Origin of the sequence: Prevotella sp. RM4 (assembly GCF_000701965.1) — a bacterium.
GTDB lineage: Bacteria > Bacteroidota > Bacteroidia > Bacteroidales > Bacteroidaceae > Prevotella > Prevotella ruminicola.
The window spans coordinates 11,155-27,115 of sequence record NZ_JNKG01000010.1 but is presented as its reverse complement, the minus strand read 5'-3'; the positions used below and the strand labels follow the sequence as shown (position 1 = coordinate 27,115).

At 50.1% G+C, this 15,961-nt stretch carries 14 protein-coding genes; 6 read left to right on the top strand and 8 right to left on the bottom strand.

Annotation, left to right across the window (positions count from 1 at the left end):
• The first annotated feature begins 101 nt into the window (after positions 1–101).
• The 3 genes from T499_RS13930 to T499_RS0109750 are packed head-to-tail and all read left to right on the top strand — an operon-like array spanning position 102 to position 3,818.
• A complete protein-coding gene (locus T499_RS13930; protein ID WP_049769076.1) occupies positions 102–926 on the top strand; it encodes a hypothetical protein in 825 nt (274 codons plus the stop codon).
• A 45-nt stretch (positions 927–971) separates the two neighbouring features.
• A complete protein-coding gene (locus T499_RS0109755) occupies positions 972–3,161 on the top strand; it encodes a sodium-translocating pyrophosphatase (RefSeq protein WP_091858200.1) in 2,190 nt (729 codons plus the stop codon).
• A gap of 9 nt (positions 3,162–3,170) precedes the next feature.
• Positions 3,171–3,818, top strand: coding sequence for a M15 family metallopeptidase (locus T499_RS0109750; protein WP_013065384.1), 648 nt, complete (start codon positions 3,171–3,173; stop codon positions 3,816–3,818).
• Here T499_RS0109750 and T499_RS0109745 read toward each other — a convergent pair.
• Entirely contained in the window at positions 3,805–4,749 is a 945-nt protein-coding gene (locus tag T499_RS0109745) for a D-alanyl-D-alanine carboxypeptidase family protein (protein ID WP_049769075.1), read from the bottom strand. The genes T499_RS0109750 and T499_RS0109745 overlap by 14 nt on opposite strands.
• A gap of 103 nt (positions 4,750–4,852) precedes the next feature.
• Between T499_RS0109745 and ruvC the strand changes: the two genes are divergently transcribed.
• A complete protein-coding gene (ruvC, locus tag T499_RS0109740; RefSeq protein ID WP_013064900.1) occupies positions 4,853–5,422 on the top strand; it encodes a crossover junction endodeoxyribonuclease RuvC in 570 nt (189 codons plus the stop codon).
• A complete protein-coding gene (locus tag T499_RS0109735; protein ID WP_033150834.1) occupies positions 5,419–6,855 on the top strand; it encodes an ATP-binding cassette domain-containing protein in 1,437 nt (478 codons plus the stop codon). Before ruvC ends, T499_RS0109735 begins: the two co-directional genes overlap by 4 nt.
• 12 nt (positions 6,856–6,867) lie before the next feature.
• On the opposite strand, the gene T499_RS0109730 is transcribed toward T499_RS0109735, so the two are convergent.
• Complete coding sequence (locus tag T499_RS0109730; protein ID WP_033150833.1) at positions 6,868–7,467, bottom strand: Crp/Fnr family transcriptional regulator; 600 nt, start codon at positions 7,465–7,467, stop codon at positions 6,868–6,870.
• A 16-nt stretch (positions 7,468–7,483) separates the two neighbouring features.
• A complete protein-coding gene (lepA, locus tag T499_RS0109725; RefSeq protein WP_013064625.1) occupies positions 7,484–9,265 on the bottom strand; it encodes a translation elongation factor 4 in 1,782 nt (593 codons plus the stop codon).
• Between the two features lie 102 nt (positions 9,266–9,367).
• Between lepA and T499_RS0109720 the strand changes: the two genes are divergently transcribed.
• Positions 9,368–9,754 (top strand): hypothetical protein, encoded by a 387-nt coding sequence (locus T499_RS0109720; RefSeq protein WP_033150832.1) that lies wholly within the window; start codon positions 9,368–9,370, stop codon positions 9,752–9,754.
• Positions 9,755–9,793: 39 nt separating this feature from the next.
• Here the strand turns inward: T499_RS0109720 and T499_RS0109715 are convergent, their stop codons facing one another.
• The 5 genes from T499_RS0109715 to T499_RS0109695 form a co-directional block, all read right to left on the bottom strand.
• Positions 9,794–10,531 carry a YebC/PmpR family DNA-binding transcriptional regulator gene (locus tag T499_RS0109715; protein ID WP_013065643.1) on the bottom strand — a complete coding sequence of 246 codons (738 nt, stop codon included), beginning with the start codon at positions 10,529–10,531 and terminating at the stop codon, positions 9,794–9,796.
• 36 nt (positions 10,532–10,567) lie between these two features.
• The gene (locus T499_RS0109710) at positions 10,568–10,933 is read right to left on the bottom strand and encodes a four helix bundle protein (RefSeq protein WP_013063777.1); all 366 of its coding nucleotides are present in this window, start codon (positions 10,931–10,933) and stop codon (positions 10,568–10,570) included.
• A 36-nt stretch (positions 10,934–10,969) separates the two neighbouring features.
• Positions 10,970–13,432: a phenylalanine--tRNA ligase subunit beta gene (pheT, locus tag T499_RS0109705; RefSeq protein ID WP_033150831.1), complete on the bottom strand. Its 2,463-nt coding sequence runs from the start codon at positions 13,430–13,432 to the stop codon at positions 10,970–10,972.
• Between the two features lie 91 nt (positions 13,433–13,523).
• Complete coding sequence (locus T499_RS0109700; RefSeq protein ID WP_033150830.1) at positions 13,524–14,144, bottom strand: cytidylate kinase-like family protein; 621 nt, start codon at positions 14,142–14,144, stop codon at positions 13,524–13,526.
• 149 nt (positions 14,145–14,293) lie between these two features.
• The gene (locus T499_RS0109695; protein WP_033150829.1) at positions 14,294–15,883 is read right to left on the bottom strand and encodes an NAD(P)/FAD-dependent oxidoreductase; all 1,590 of its coding nucleotides are present in this window, start codon (positions 15,881–15,883) and stop codon (positions 14,294–14,296) included.
• Between the last annotated feature and the right edge of the window lie 78 nt (positions 15,884–15,961).

The window sequence follows — 15,961 nt, the reverse complement described above, 5'->3', positions numbered from 1 at the left end:
ACAAAGTTACGCTAAATTGCGATAATTACAAAAAATTATGGCCAAAAACTTGCGAATAAAAAATAAAGTGGTTACATTTGCACAAAAATTAGTAGAATAATATGGCAAGAACAAAACAACAACAACCGGAAAGTAATCCGTCATTATCAATTAAGAGTGTAACCAAGAGTAGTGTTTGGGACATCCAGGAGAATGATGTCTTCCGTATGTGGGAGGCCGCTTGCAAGGATGCCGAAGTAAAGGAAAACGTAAAGCACTACATCCAGATCTTTAAGAGTGCCTTCTTTATCGAGGATCTTCGCGACGATTCTGCCCCTATCCGCAAGAGCTACGAAGGTCGTGGTTATAAAGTGGCCACTATTAAGTTCGACGATAACATGAAATTCATCTGGGCCATCAAGAAGCGCCCCATCAGTCGTGTCACCGATTTAACTTACGAGAATATCCGTCACATCTCAGCAACCCAGTTGCTCGAGGTTATCGACCGCAACTTTGGTGGCGGTTGGGATTCGCTCTCACAGTCGATTCAGGACATTATCCAGAGCGGTTTCGATATCTCTACCACTACCCTGCCTAAGGACCGCTTGCACAAGAAAGGCGGCATGTACGACAAGAAGGTTGAGGATGGCTACGAGGTACTCGAGGTGCCTAAAGGTGGCTGGGTTGAGGCTATCTTTGCTAAGTTGAAGCCCGAGGAGATCAAGCTGCGCATGCAGTTGCGTAACGGCGAGGACGACGACTTTGATGAGGACGACGACTCTGACGTAATCGTTGAGGACAACTACAGCTCACATGACGAGGAAGATGAGGAGGTAGATGGACCAAACGACGAGGATATCACCGAGGACAACTACTCAACAATGATGGACCTTGGCGACGACTCTGACGAGGAGAGCTCTGAGCTCATCGATTTCTCTGAGGAATAATAAGTGCGCGTTCACTTAACAACAACCCAATAAAACTAAAACCTAATTATGATGATTCCTCAAGTATTCTGGCTGGTGCCCATCGCATCGATCGTGGCATTAGGCATGGCGTACTATTTCTTCACTCAGATGATGAAAGCCGATGAGGGTACGCCACGAATGAAAGAAATTGCGCTCTATGTGCGCAAAGGTGCTATGGCCTATCTAAAGCAGCAGTACAAGGTAGTAGGCATTGTGTTTGCGGTGCTCTGCGTGCTGTTTGCCTTTATGGCCTACGGACTGAATGTCCAGAACCCCTGGGTACCGTTTGCCTTCCTTACAGGCGGCTTCTTCTCGGGTCTGGCTGGTTTCTTTGGCATGAAGACAGCAACCTATGCTTCGGCGCGCACCGCAAATGCCGCCCGCGAGAGTCTGGATGCTGGTTTAAAGATTGCCTTCCGTTCGGGAGCTGTTATGGGACTCACCGTAGTTGGTCTTGGTTTGCTTGATATAGCCATCTGGTTCGTAGTGCTTAACCACTTCGATGCCGATGGCTTAATTTCTATCACCACAACGATGCTTACCTTTGGTATGGGTGCTTCAACCCAGGCGCTGTTTGCGCGTGTGGGCGGTGGTATCTACACCAAGGCTGCCGACGTAGGTGCCGATATCGTAGGTAAGGTTGAGGCCGATATCCCTGAGGACGATCCGCGCAACCCCGCTACCATTGCCGATAACGTAGGCGACAACGTGGGCGACGTGGCTGGTATGGGTGCCGACCTGTACGAGAGCTATTGCGGCTCGGTACTCTCTACTGCCGCACTGGGTGCAGCTGCCTTTGGTGTGGCTGGCTTGGAGATTCAGCTCAAGGCGGTTATCGCTCCTATGCTGATTGCTGCCGTAGGCGTGTTTCTCTCGCTGCTGGGCATCTTCCTGGTTCGTACCAAGGAGGGCGCTACCATGAAGGATCTGTTACGTTCGCTCTCGGTGGGCACCAACGTAAGTGCCATCCTGATTGCCGCCGCTACCTTCTGCATCCTGTATCTGCTGGATATCCAGAACTGGCTGGGCCTTTCGTTCTCGGTTATCGCAGGTTTGGCAGCAGGCGTTATCATCGGTCAGGCTACCGAGTATTACACCTCGCACAGCTACAAGCCTACCCAGAAGATTTCGGAAGCCGGACAGACAGGTGCCGCAACGGTTATCATCAAGGGTATCGGTACAGGTATGATTTCTACCTGCATCCCCGTTATCACCATTGGTGTAGCCATCATGCTCAGCTATCTGTGCGCTAACGGATTCGACCTCTCTATGTCGTCAGAATCACTGGCTCATGGTCTTTACGGTATCGGTATCGCTGCCGTGGGTATGCTCTCTACACTGGGCATCACCCTGGCTACCGACGCTTACGGACCTATTGCCGATAACGCAGGCGGAAACGCAGAGATGTCGAGCTTAGGCGAAGAGGTTCGTCACCGTACCGACGCGCTCGATGCACTGGGTAACACCACTGCTGCCACCGGTAAGGGCTTTGCCATCGGTTCGGCTGCACTCACCGCTTTGGCGCTGCTGGCATCTTATATCGAAGAAATAAAGATTGCGATGACCCGCGCTGGCGTGATGATGGAGAACGTAAAGGGCGAGCTGATTTCGGCTGCCGATGCCAATATCCCCGACTTCATGAACTTCTTCCAGGTAAACCTGATGAACCCCAAGGTGATTGTGGGCGCCTTTGTTGGTGCGATGGCCGCCTTTCTGTTCTGCGGTATGACGATGGAGGCTGTGGGTCGTGCTGCCGAGAAAATGGTGCAGGAAGTTCGTCGTCAGTTCCGCGAGATAGCAGGTATCCTCGAAGGTACAGGCACGCCCGATTACGGTCGTTGTGTTGAAATCTCTACCCGTGCTGCTCAGCACGAGATGGTTATCCCATCCGTTCTGGCCATCCTTATCCCTATCATCGTAGGCTGCGTGCTGGGTGTTGCCGGCGTGCTCGGACTGCTGGTAGGCGGACTGGCTGGCGGCTTTACCTTGGCCGTATTCATGGCTAATGCCGGTGGCGCTTGGGATAATGCTAAGAAGAATATCGAAGAGGGTGCCTTTGGCGGTAAGGGCTCGTTTGCCCATAAGGCCTGTATCGTAGGCGATACCGTTGGCGATCCCTTCAAGGATACCAGTGGTCCGTCGCTCAACATCCTGATCAAGCTTATGTCGATGGTCAGCATTGTGATGGCGGGACTCACCGTAGCATTTATGTAACACGTAAAAATGAAGCAACTACTCACAACATTCGTACTCTGGCTTTGCTGCACTTTAGGTGCGCAAAGCCAGATTTTTACCTCTACAGCTATTCCCGATAGCGTATGGCAAACCATGCAGGGCAAAACCTGGCACGATAATCCTTACATCAAGCGTAGCGACTTGCGCTACCTGAGGATTTCGCATGTAGATTTGGAAGGACGCACCCATGTGGGCGAGATGATTTGTAACAAGTTGATAGCCGATAAGCTGTTGACCATATTCCGCGAGCTGTACAAGGCCCACTACCCCATCCAGCAGATGCGCCTGCCCGATGTGTACGATGCCGACGACGAGCGCCAGATGCGTGCCAACAACACCAGCTGTTTCTGTTATCGCAACATCTCAGGTTCCAAGAACCTGTCGAAACATGCCCGTGGCTTGGCCGTAGATATCAATACGCTATACAACCCCTACGTACGCTATAGCAAAAAAGATGGCAGCCAGATTGTAGAACCTGCAACTGCCAAGAAGTATGTTAACCGCGCGGCTGATTTCCCGTACAAGATTACCCGTAACGATTTGTGCTACAAACTATTCACAAAATACGGCTTTAGCTGGGGCGGTGCATGGAAAAACAAAAAGGATTACCAGCACTTTGAGTTTATTGGGCGTTGATGCGCTGGGTGTAAGCATCCATCACACGGAACCCATAATCCAGTAATGCGGCCGATTCGGTGAATCGTGTCGCATGTCGTCTGCTGTTCAGCAACACCAGATACAGCGTGTGTCCGTTGCGGGTAGCCGATGAGGCCAGACAGTAACCAGCCTGACGCGTATAACCCGTTTTAATGCCGATACAGCCCTCGTAAGTGTGCAGCAGGGCATTTGAGTTCCTACAGTCCATATGGCGCCCATCGGTCAGCGGGACGGCTTTCTCGGCGGTGCCCACAATGCTGGCAAACATGGTGTCGCGCATGGCGTAACGGGCCAGCTTTACCAAGTCGGCAGCGCTACTGAAGTTATTATCGTTAGGCATACCGTTAGGGTTGGCAAAGTGCGTGCTGTCCATCCCTAAATACTGCGCCTTCTGGTTCATCAGGTCGTAGAATCGCAGCGTGTCGCCACCCACATGCTTGGCCAGCGCGTAGGCTGCATCGTTATCGCTTATCATCATCATCTCGTAAATCAGGTCTAACATCACGTAGCCCTGTCCCAATCGTACACGCGAATCGCGGTTGATAAACACATCCTCAGTGATATCGATACTGTCGCTCAGATTACCCTTCTCAAGCGCAATCAGGGCGGTCATCATCTTGGTGATCGAGGCCATATAGCGACGCTCAAAACCACATTTCTCGCTAATCACAATGCCCGTAGAGTCATCTACCAGCATCCACGCATCAGCGGTGAGCGAATCCAGCTTGGTGCTACCCTCAATCGAGTCGGGATTCAGTACCGCACGCAGCGAAGTGGTATCGATTCTGCTTATTTTTTCCAATCGCATCTGCTCTGGTGTGAGCTCTATTTTCTCGTCGCCCCTACCAAAACGACACGATGCCAGCACCACTGCCAGCATCATTGTTATAGTGATATATCTCTTTTTCATTGGTATATTCTTACAGTTTTTACTATTTTTGCCCGCAAAGGTACACATTTTTTCGATAAAATAGCCATTTTCCGAACAATTTTAGTTAACTTTGCACTCGGAAATGGAAAAGATCATACTTGGGATTGACCCCGGAACCAATTTAATGGGTTACGGACTGCTAAAGGTGGTGGATGGAAAGGCGCAGATGATGACGATGGGTGTTATCGATTTGCGCAAGTTTCCTGATGCCTATCTCAAGCTGGGTCATATCTTCGAACGTGTTACCGGCATCATCGATGGGTTCCTACCCGACGAGATGGCTATCGAGGCCCCGTTCTTTGGTAAGAACGTGCAGTCGATGCTGAAGCTGGGACGTGCTCAGGGCACTGCGATAGCTGCTGCTGTGCACCACGGCGTTCCCATACACGAGTATGCCCCCATGAAAATCAAGATGGCGCTTACCGGTAATGGTGGTGCCTCGAAAGAACAGGTGGCTGGTATGTTACAGCGCCTGCTGAAGATTCCTAACGACGAGATGGGTAAGTATATGGACGCTACTGATGCGCTTGCTGCTGCCTATTGCCATTTCCTGCAGATGGGGCGCCCCGAAAGCGACGTAAAATACCGTGGCTGGAAGGATTTCATCAACAAGAACCAGGACAAAGTATCTAAGAGAAAAGAGAAAGCATGAAGACGATTGAACTAAAGAATGCAACCGCACGTAAGCCAGAATGGCGTTTGGCCGAGCCTGTAAACTTCCACCTCGACAAGGGCGAGCACGTGGCTATTGTGGGCCGTAACGGCGGCGGTAAGAGTATGTTGGTAGATATGATTACCGGCAAGCATCCCGTATACCCCGACCAGATAAGCTATTCGTTCACCGAACCATATAACAACTTGAAACACATCACGTTCCGTGATACCTACGGTGGTGACAACGATCGTACATACTTTCTGCAGCAGCGTTGGAACCAGATGGAGATCGACGAGGAAACACCTACCGTTGGCAGCAAGCTCGAAGAGGCTTTCCTGCTGTCGGGCCCCGACACCCCAGAGCGTCGTGACTTCCAGAAGCATCTGTACGATTTGTTCCACCTTAACGAACTGCTCGACAAATATATTATCCTGCTGAGTAGCGGCGAACTGCGCAAATACAAGTTGGCATCAAACCTGTTTACCAAACCCAAGGTGCTGATTATCGAGAACCCGTTTATCGGTCTTGATGCCGAGACCCGCGACCAGGTAAAACAGCTGCTCACCACGCTGGCTGCCGAACAGGACATGCAGATGATTTTAGTGCTCTCGAAGATGGACGAGATACCCGAGTTTGTAAACCGTGTAATTAAAATGGTTGATCTGCGCTTTGTGCAGGACATCCAGGTAAAGACCAGCTTCCCCATCGAGCACTGTCCGCACGCCATTCTCCTGAAAAAGCCTGAGGTAATTCCCCCAATGCCACAGGAAATTATCAAGTTCAACAACGTTACCATCCAATACGGCGAGCGTACCATCCTGAAGGATTTGAACTGGGTGGTGCTCAAAGGCGAGCACTGGTCGCTGTCGGGTCAGAACGGTGCCGGTAAATCTACCCTACTCTCGCTGGTTTGTGCCGATAATCCTCAGGCTTATGCCAATGATATCTCACTGTTTGGCCACAGGCGTGGCAGCGGCGAGAGTATCTGGGATATCAAGAAACATATCGGTTACATTTCGCCCGAGATGCACCGCAGCTATAAGCAGAACATCCCCGCCATACAGATTGTGGCCAGCGGCCTGAAAGATACCGTAGGCCTGTATGCCCGCCCCACCAAGCAGGAAAAGGATTTGTGTATTGAGTGGATGAACCTGTTTGGCATTAAGCATCTGGCCGACCGCAAGTTCCTTGAGATGTCGAGCGGCGAACAGCGCCTGGTACTGCTGGCACGTGCCTTTGTAAAGAGTCCCGACCTATTGATTCTCGACGAGCCCCTACACGGTTTGGATCTGTGCAACCGCAATCTGGTTAAGACGATTGTGGACCGTTATATGTTCGAGGATCCCGAGCGCACGCTCATCTACGTAACACATTACGAAAATGAGTTACCAAAATGTATTGATAACTCATTGTATTTAACTAAGCATTAATTTATAACTTACTTATTTTTCCATCAGAGCCGCTGTACGCACACGCGACAGTGTCTCTGGTGTCATCTGCAGGTAGCTGGCGATATATACCAGCGGTGCACGCAGTACCAGCTGTGGCTGATTCTTTACCAGCTTCTGGTAGCGGTCCTGTGCACTCTCAAAGCGCAGCATATCGGCGTGGTGCTGACTCAGGATAAGGCTCTCCTCCAGAATCTTACGATACAGAATCTGGATGTTCACGCTCTTCATAGCCACAGCCTCCAGGTCAGCCTTAGGCAGCGCAATCAGGATAGTAGGCTCCAGGGCCTTGATCTGCAACTGCGAAGGCTGCTCGCGGAACAAGCTCTCGATACACATCACGATCGAGTTCTCGGTGGCCATATATTCGGTCAGTTCCTTGTCATTCTTGAAATAAAACTGGCGCACCAGTCCACGTACCACCCAGTAGATATTGGTACATACCTCGCCCTCCTTCAGGATGAGTTCGTTCTTAGCGAACTTCATCGGTACGAGAATGCTCTCCAGCAGGTCGAGCTCTTCGTGCGTCATTGTACTGTATCGACGGGCCAGTTCTCGTGCCACGTCTCGGGTTGTCAAGCTAACATTTGCCATAGATTATTGTTTGTTTTTAGTCCAATTTCAATACTGCGAGGAAGGCCTTCTGTGGCACCTCCACGTTACCAATCTGCTTCATACGCTTCTTGCCTCGCTTCTGTTTCTCCAGCAGTTTACGCTTACGACTCACGTCGCCACCATAACACTTAGCGGTAACATCCTTACGCACCTGCTTAACGGTTTCGCGGGCAATAATCTTAGCACCGATGGCAGCCTGGATGGCGATGTCGAACTGCTGACGTGGAATCAGCTCTTTCAGTTTCTCACACATACGGCGACCAAAGGTCACAGCGTTGTCCTGGTGTGTCAGGGTACTCAGGGCATCCACAGGCTCACCATTCAACAGAATATCGAGCTTAGCCAGTTTCGAGGGACGGAAACCGTCGATGTGGTAATCGAACGAAGCGTATCCCTTTGATACCGACTTAAGTTTATCATAGAAGTCGATCACGATTTCGCCCAGAGGCAGCATAAAGTGCAGCTCAATGCGGTTACCGCTCACGTACTGCTGATCCAGCAGCTCGCCGCGCTTATCCAGACACAGCGTCATGATCGGACCGATATAATCGGCAGCGGTAATGATCGATGCACGGATATAAGGCTCCTCAATATGGTCGATCATCGTCTGATCGGGCAGTCCGCTTGGGTTGTGAACCTCTTTCACCTCTCCCTGCTTGGTGTAGCACATATAGCTTACGTTGGGCACGGTGGTAATCACGTCCATATCAAACTCGCGGTCCAGTCGCTCCTGGATAATCTCCATGTGCAACAGTCCGAGGAATCCGCAACGGAAACCGAATCCCAAGGCTACCGAGCTCTCGGGCATGAATGTGAGCGATGCATCGTTAAGCTGCAGCTTTTCGAGCGATGCACGCAGGTTCTCGTAATCGGTAGGATCGATAGGATAAACACCAGCAAACACCATAGGTTTAACCTCCTGGAAGCCCTCGATGGCCTTGTCGCAAGGGGTAGCCACGTGTGTGATGGTATCACCCACCTTTACCTCTCTCGAGTTCTTGATACCGCTGATGATGTAACCCACATCGCCTGTCTTCAGCTCTTTGCGGGGAATCATATCCATCTTCAGCACACCAATCTCGTCGGCATCGTACTCCATACCGGTATTAAAGAACTTCACGTGATCGCCGCTCTTGATAGAGCCGTTCACAATCTTGAAGTAAGCGATGATACCGCGGAACGAGTTGAATACCGAGTCGAAAATGAGCGCCTGCAGCGGAGCCTTCTCGTCGCCCACTGGGTGCGGAATCTTCTCAACTACAGCGTTCAGTATCTCTTCAACGCCTTCGCCGGTCTTACCCGAAGCACGGATAATATCCTCGCGATCGCAGCCAATCAGGTCGATAATCTCATCTTCCACCTCATCGGGCATGGCGCTGGGCATATCAATCTTATTGATTACAGGGATAATCTCCAGGTTATGGTCGATGGCCATATAGAGATTCGAGATGGTCTGTGCCTGTACACCCTGTGTGGCATCCACCACCAGCAGCGCGCCCTCGCAGGCAGCGATAGAACGGCTCACCTCGTACGAAAAGTCGACGTGTCCCGGAGTGTCAATCAGGTTCAGTATGTATTTCTCTCCCTTGTAAGTGTATTCCATCTGGATAGCGTGACTCTTAATCGTAATACCACGTTCACGCTCCAAGTCCATATCGTCGAGCATCTGTCCCTCGGTCACCTGTATAGTCTTAGTGTACTCCAGCAGTCTGTCAGCCAGAGTAGATTTGCCGTGATCGATGTGGGCGATGATGCAGAAATTTCTTATATGATTCATTGTAGATTCTATGCTTTAGACTGCAAAATTACAAAAAAACTCTCAGAAATCACATAATTTTGCTTTTTTTTGTATCTTTGCAGGCAAAAAATAGCATTCGTTATGAAAAAGTTTTGGATATTGGGTATGATAGCCCTGTTATTTAGCGCTTGTCAGGAGAGTTTGGAGGACCGCTGCGAGCGCGATGCCAAGGAGTACACGCGCAAGCATTGCCCCACAGCCATCGATGAGAACACAGTGATCGACAGTCTGGTTTTCGAACGCGCTACGCACACCATACATTATTATTATAAGCTTACGGGCGTGGCCGACGAGGAGCAGGCATTGAAGGATGTTGATGCCGTTAATGTGCTTAAGCAGGGCCTTAAGAACGCTACAGCCGTTAAGGTGTATAAAGATGCCAAGTACCGCTTTGCTTACACCTACCGCTCCAGCAAGGATCCTAAGAAGATTCTACTTGATGTGGTTTTCACAGAAAAGGATTATTAAAATAAAATTCCCCCGCCGGTTGGCGAGGGAATTCTTTTTTTATTCAGCAACCTCTTCAGGTTTCATGTTTGTGTAAACGGTCTGAACGTCGTCAAAGTCCTCCAGCTTCTCAACCATCTTGTCGATAGTCTCACGCTGCTCGGCTGTAACGTCCTTCAGGTCGTTAGGAATGCGGGTGAACTCAGCACCAGTAACCTCGAAACCGTTCTCCTCAAGGTGCTTCTGCACAGCGCTGAAGCTTGAAGGATCGGCATAGATCGTGATGCTGTTCTCCTCCTCGTCCTCGTCGTACTCATCCTCTACGCCGTAGTCGATCAGGTCCAGGATCATCTCGTCCATATCCAGACCGTCCTTCTTCTTAAAGGTAAATACGCTCTTGTGGTCGAACAGGAATGAGAGCGAACCCTGTGTACCCAGGTTACCGTTGAACTTGTTGAATACCGAACGAACGTCACCTACAGTACGTGTGGTGTTATCGGTCAGTGTCTCAACAAAGATAGCGATTCCGTGAGGTCCGTATCCCTCGTAAGTTACTTCCTTGTAATCGCTCTGGTCCTTACCCATAGCGTTCTTGATAGCACGCTCAATGTTGTCCTTTGGCATGTTCTCGCGCTTAGCGTTGGCAATGATAGCACGCAGCGCGGGGTTGTTCTCTGGCTCTGGACCGCCTGCCTTCACGGCAATAGCAATCTGCTTACCAATCTTTGTAAATGTCTTGGCCATGTGGCCCCATCGCTTCAGCTTTGTAGCTTTACGATATTCAAATGCTCTTCCCATTGTTTAATTTTACTATTTTACTATTTCACAATTTTACTATTTAATACAATCAAGATGCTTGCGAGTACTCACAATTGAACTGATAATTATCTTAAGCAGTTCCAGGCATTCTGTATATAGAGGTTTCACCCTATTCTCTGGTAGCATTCCAGTTTCCATGATCACCTCTAACCAATGACTCGTCTCGTCAAGTTCTTCCTCAACCATCTTCAACTTATTCAGGAAGTCTTTCTCAGACTTTCCCAAACATGCAGCACGATAATTTGCTGCAGGCGAAGTGCCTGATCTGACCACTTGCGAACCAATTGCCCTTCCTGAAATTGTATCGGGCATACTATCGACCATTTTGATAATCCTTATCGAGAATTTCTTGAATCTTTCTTTCAACTCGAGCTCTGTCATACCAATAGTCAAATAGTAAATGGTCAAATAGTCAAATTAGCGCAGTTCTGCATTCAGCTGCTTTTTCAGCTGTGCGATGAGCTTGTTCATGATGGCCTCGATCTGTTTGTCGCCCATGGTCTTCTCCTCATCCTGAAGGATAAAGTTCACGGCGTAGCTCTTCTTGCCAGCAGGCAGCTTGTCGCCCTCGTAAACGTCAAACAACTCAACCTTCTTCAGCAGCTTCTTCTCTGTTGCGCGGGCAATCTGCTCAATCTGGGCAAACTCTACGCTGTTGTCAACCAACAGGGCCAGGTCGCGACTAACGGCTGGGAACTTGGGCACCTCAGTGTAAAGTACCTCGTTCTTCTTAATCACCTTCATCAGCGCGGTCCAGTTCAGCTCGGCATAGAATACAGGTGCATCCAGTCCGAACTGCTTCAGCAGCTTCTTGGTAATGATACCCATCTCGATGAGCTTCTTACCACCACGGTTCTCGATGGTGAGACCGGCAGAGAAGATATCGTTCTCGCTCTTCTTGCGAACAATCATACCGGGCTTAACACCGATACGGCGCAGAATGTTCTCAACGTAGGCGCTCAACTCGTAGAAGCTGCTTTCCTCGTTAGCGTGAGCCCAGCTGCCCTCTACGCGCTTACCTGTGAGCCACAGGGCAGCATGATACTGCTCCTTGTAAGCCTGCATAGGATCGTCGAGGTTAGCCTTCTCGGGATCAAATGTATATACGTTACCGAACTCGAAGAAACGCAGGTTAGCACGCTTGCGGTTCACATTGTGCTGTACGCTCTCCAGTCCACCGAACAGCAGTGTCTGGCGCATCACGTTCAGGTCGGTACTCAGTGGATTCATAATCTTTACGCAGTTCTCGGCAGCGTAGGCATTACGTCCCTCGTAGTAAGCACCCTTGGTGAGCGAGTTGTTCAGGATTTCGTTGAATCCTTCGCCTACCAGCTGCTCGCTAACGATGTTAGCCAGCTTGTGCTTCTGGTCCTCATCGCCCTTAATCACGAGGCTTCCCTTCAGCTGGGTTGGAATCTCTACATTATTATATCCGTAGATACGCAGGATATCCTCTACTACATCGCAAGGACGGGTAACATCTACACGGTAAGCAGGAATCTCCAGCTTCAGGCCCTCGGCAGTCTCCTCAAGTACCTTCATCTCCAGGCTCTCGCAAATGGCCTTAATCTTATCGGTAGGAATCTCCTTACCAACCAGGCCGTGAACATACTGATATGAGAGATCTACTACGGCGTTCTCCATCTTCTCGGGATATACGTCCACAATCTCCATGCTCACCTTACCGCCAGCCAGCTCCTTACACAGGATAGCAGCCTGCTGCAGGGCGTAGATGGTACCATTGGGATCAACACCACGCTCAAAACGGAAGCTGGCATCGGTGCTCAGTCCGTGGCGGCGTGCGCTCTTACGGATCCATGTTGGGTGGAAGTAGGCACTCTCAAGCACTACGTTCTTGGTGGTCTCGTAAGTACCGCTACCCTTACCGCCGAATACACCAGCAATACACATGGGGTCCTCGGCATTGCAGATAGCCAGATCGCGGTCGCTCAGCTTGTGCTCCTCGCCATCCAGTGTCTGGAATGGAGTGCCCTCGGGCATGGTCTTTACTACTATCTGATGACCCTTTACCATGTCGGCATCAAAACAGTGCAGAGGCTGTCCGTAAGCCATCATCACGTAGTTGGTGATATCCACGATATTGTTGATGGGGCGCAGTCCGATGGTGTTCAGCTTGTTCTTCAGCCAGTCGGGACTCTCCTTTACCTCACAGTCGCTCACGCTCACACAAGCATAACGCTTGCAGGCCTCAGTGTTCTCAATTTTTACCTCGATGGGCAGGTCGTGATTGTCAACAGTAAACTTCGAGCAGTCGGGACGGTGCATCTTGGTCTCGTAGCCATTGCTCTTCAGCCAGGCATACAAGTCGCGTGCCACACCCCAGTGGCTCAGTCCATCAGCGCGGTTGGCGGTGATATCAACCTCAATCAGCCAGTCGCTCTCCAGGTTGTAGTACTCTGCAGCAGGTGTGCCCACTACAGCATCCTCGGGCAATACGATAATACCGTCGTGACTGGTACCTACGCCAATCTCGTCCTCGGCACAGATCATACCGTTGCTCTCTACGCCGCGCAGCTTGCTCTTCTTAATCACAAACTCCTTATCGCCATCGTAAAGCACGCAGCCCAAATCGGCCACAATCACCTTCTGACCAGCGGCTACGTTAGGCGCACCGCACACAATCTGCGATGGCTCACCCTTGCCCAGGTCAACCGTTGTTACATGCAGATGGTCTGAGTTAGGATGAGCCTCGCAGGTAAGCACCTTACCCACGTACAGGCCCTTCAGACCGCCTTTAATACTCTGTACTTCTTCCAATGCGTCGACTTCCAAACCTGTCGATGTCAGAGCATCGGCCACCTGCTGTGCAGTCAGGTCGAAATCAACGTATTCCTTCAACCATTTGTAGGAAATATTCATTATACCAATTCTTTAGTAATTACTATCTTCGAAATTTCAAGGTGCAAAGGTAGTAAAAAATTGGTATTTACACAAATTTTTCCTGCAAAATCTACTCAATACACTTCATTAAAAAATCTACAGCGCCGTTTATACCGAATTTTCGCACATCCAGGCTGATGTCGTAGTTGCGCGCGTCGAACCATTCGCAGCCTGTATATGTCTTAGTATATAACTCACGACTATAGTCGTTATCCACCACCATGGCGGCGGCATCGCGCAGGTCAAGTCCGTATTTTTCGGCTATGCGGCGCTTACGACAATCCTCCGAGCTGTGCACAAAAATCTTGAGTGCATTGGGGTGATCCTTGAAGATGTAGAATCCGCAGCGACCCACAATCACACAACTCTCTTTCTGGGCTATCTGCTTAATGGCGGCGCACTGGGCCTCAAACAGCTCATGACTGGTCTGATCCTGCTCAGCTCCGTCGTACTCGGCCTTAGCCATGTAGTTGCGATAAAAATTGGTAAAATCGTCGCGCCACAAGGGATTGCGTGCCTCAATCTTTTCCATGGCATCCTCTACTACAGGTATGCGTTTAGCCACCTCGTTCAAAATCTGCTTATCGAGCAGCTTAACACCTAACCTACGGGCAATCTCAGCTCCGATCTCGTGTCCGCCGGTACCAAACTGGCGACTGATCGTAATCACAAATTTCTCATCCTTATTCATATCGTTCCAAATTTTTAGTTAATAGATTCATTCGTATTTTATGCTGCAAATATAAAAAAAAGATTTGGAACTTCCAAACCTTTTTACGTTTTTTTTTGCAACGGATTACACGACTTAAGGATGTTTTCCCTCAATCATCTCCTTCAGTCCTATTGTCCGTTGCTGGAAATATATTGAGCAGCAGCTTCGGCGCAGCGCTCGCCATCCACACCGGCGCTCACAATACCGCCTGCATAACCGGCACCTTCGCCACATGGGAAAAGTCCCTGAATCTGAACATGTTGCAGCGTTTCCTTATCGCGAACAATTCGCACCGGACTCGATGTACGTGTCTCAACAGCAATCATCACCGCCTCGTTGGTCAGGAATCCGTGCGCACTCTTTCCGAATGCCTTAAAGCCCTGCTGCAGTCGGTGCGAAATCATCTTAGGCAACCAGAAGTGCAGCGGACTCGATATCAATCCTGGCGCGTACGACGATTTTGGCAGATCGTAGCTCAGCTTGCCGTTCACAAAGTCGGCCATACGCTGTGCCGGTGCCGTCTGCTTCATATTGCCCTGCTGCCAGCACATCTTCTCCAGCTGCTCCTGAAACGCCATCACCTGTAATGCCTTATTTTCAATTTTTACATTATTAAATTCTTCCATTTTTACATTTTCCAGATCTTCCGGACGCACTTCCACTACCATACCAGAGTTACTCCAGGCTGTTCCTCGGTTGGCAGGACTCATACCGTTTACCACAATCTGCTCCTTGTCGGTAGCTGCAGGAATCACGAATCCACCGGGGCACATGCAGAACGAGTAAACGCCTCGCCCATCCACCTGTGTCACCATCGAGTACTCGGCAGCAGGCAACCATCGGCCCCTACCTTGTTTATTATGATACTGTATCTGGTCAATCAGCTGACTTGGGTGCTCCAGTCGCACGCCCACCGCAATACCCTTGGCCTCAATCTCAATCTTTGCTTCAGCCAGATAGCGGTAAACATCGCGTGCCGAGTGTCCCGTAGCCAGGATAACCGGTCCGCGATACTCTTTATCGGCTATACAGCCCACGATGGTATCGCCTTGCAGTATCAACTGAGTCATCTTGGTCTGGAAGTGCACTTCGCCACCGCAGTTAATGATGGTGTTACGCATCGCTTCGATCACTTTTGGTAATCGGTCGGTACCAATATGCGGATGCGCATCGGCCAGGATAGCCGTCGAGGCACCATGCTGACAGAACACATTCAGAATCTTCTCGATATTACCACGCTTTTTGCTGCGTGTGTACAGTTTACCGTCGCTATAGGCACCGGCGCCCCCCTCACCAAAGCAGTAGTTACTCTCACCGTCAACCTGCTGCGTGCGGCTGATGTTGGCCAAATCCTTCTTACGGTCGTGCACGTTCTTACCGCGCTCCAATACAATCGGGCGCAAACCCAACTCTATCAGGCGCAGGGCAGCAAACAGTCCTCCAGGACCTGCTCCAACCACTATTACCTGTGGCTTACCCTCAACGTTTGGATATTCCGTGTGCTGGTATTCGTCGTCGGTAGGCAGTTCGTTCACATATGTGCGCACCTTCAGGTTCACGTATATCTGTCGCTGGCGCGCATCAATGCTGCGTTTCAGTATGCGTACACCCTTAATATCGCCTGGGTTCAGTCCATACTCATCGCCCAGATACGCTTTCAGTCTATCCTCCTGCGCCGCTACCTCCGGCTTTACTCTAATCTGATATTCGTTAATCATTATATAATGTATTTGGGTGCAAAGGTACTCACTTTTTTCGAAAATGCTTGGATGTTTATACTTTTTTTTCTATCTTTG

What these genes read in the sequence shown, in the direction of transcription:
- T499_RS13930 (WP_049769076.1), top strand. Translation starts at nt 102, where the DNA reads ATGGCAAGAACAAAACAACAACAACCGGAAAGTAATCCGTCATTATCA.
- T499_RS0109750 (WP_013065384.1), top strand. Translation starts at nt 3,171, where the DNA reads ATGAAGCAACTACTCACAACATTCGTACTCTGGCTTTGCTGCACTTTA.
- T499_RS0109745 (WP_049769075.1), bottom strand. Translation starts at nt 4,749, where the DNA reads ATGAAAAAGAGATATATCACTATAACAATGATGCTGGCAGTGGTGCTG.
- ruvC (WP_013064900.1), top strand. Translation starts at nt 4,853, where the DNA reads ATGGAAAAGATCATACTTGGGATTGACCCCGGAACCAATTTAATGGGT.
- T499_RS0109735 (WP_033150834.1), top strand. Translation starts at nt 5,419, where the DNA reads ATGAAGACGATTGAACTAAAGAATGCAACCGCACGTAAGCCAGAATGG.
- T499_RS0109730 (WP_033150833.1), bottom strand. Translation starts at nt 7,467, where the DNA reads ATGGCAAATGTTAGCTTGACAACCCGAGACGTGGCACGAGAACTGGCC.
- lepA (WP_013064625.1), bottom strand. Translation starts at nt 9,265, where the DNA reads ATGAATCATATAAGAAATTTCTGCATCATCGCCCACATCGATCACGGC.
- T499_RS0109720 (WP_033150832.1), top strand. Translation starts at nt 9,368, where the DNA reads ATGAAAAAGTTTTGGATATTGGGTATGATAGCCCTGTTATTTAGCGCT.
- T499_RS0109715 (WP_013065643.1), bottom strand. Translation starts at nt 10,531, where the DNA reads ATGGGAAGAGCATTTGAATATCGTAAAGCTACAAAGCTGAAGCGATGG.
- T499_RS0109710 (WP_013063777.1), bottom strand. Translation starts at nt 10,933, where the DNA reads ATGACAGAGCTCGAGTTGAAAGAAAGATTCAAGAAATTCTCGATAAGG.
- pheT (WP_033150831.1), bottom strand. Translation starts at nt 13,432, where the DNA reads ATGAATATTTCCTACAAATGGTTGAAGGAATACGTTGATTTCGACCTG.
- T499_RS0109700 (WP_033150830.1), bottom strand. Translation starts at nt 14,144, where the DNA reads ATGAATAAGGATGAGAAATTTGTGATTACGATCAGTCGCCAGTTTGGT.
- T499_RS0109695 (WP_033150829.1), bottom strand. Translation starts at nt 15,883, where the DNA reads ATGATTAACGAATATCAGATTAGAGTAAAGCCGGAGGTAGCGGCGCAG.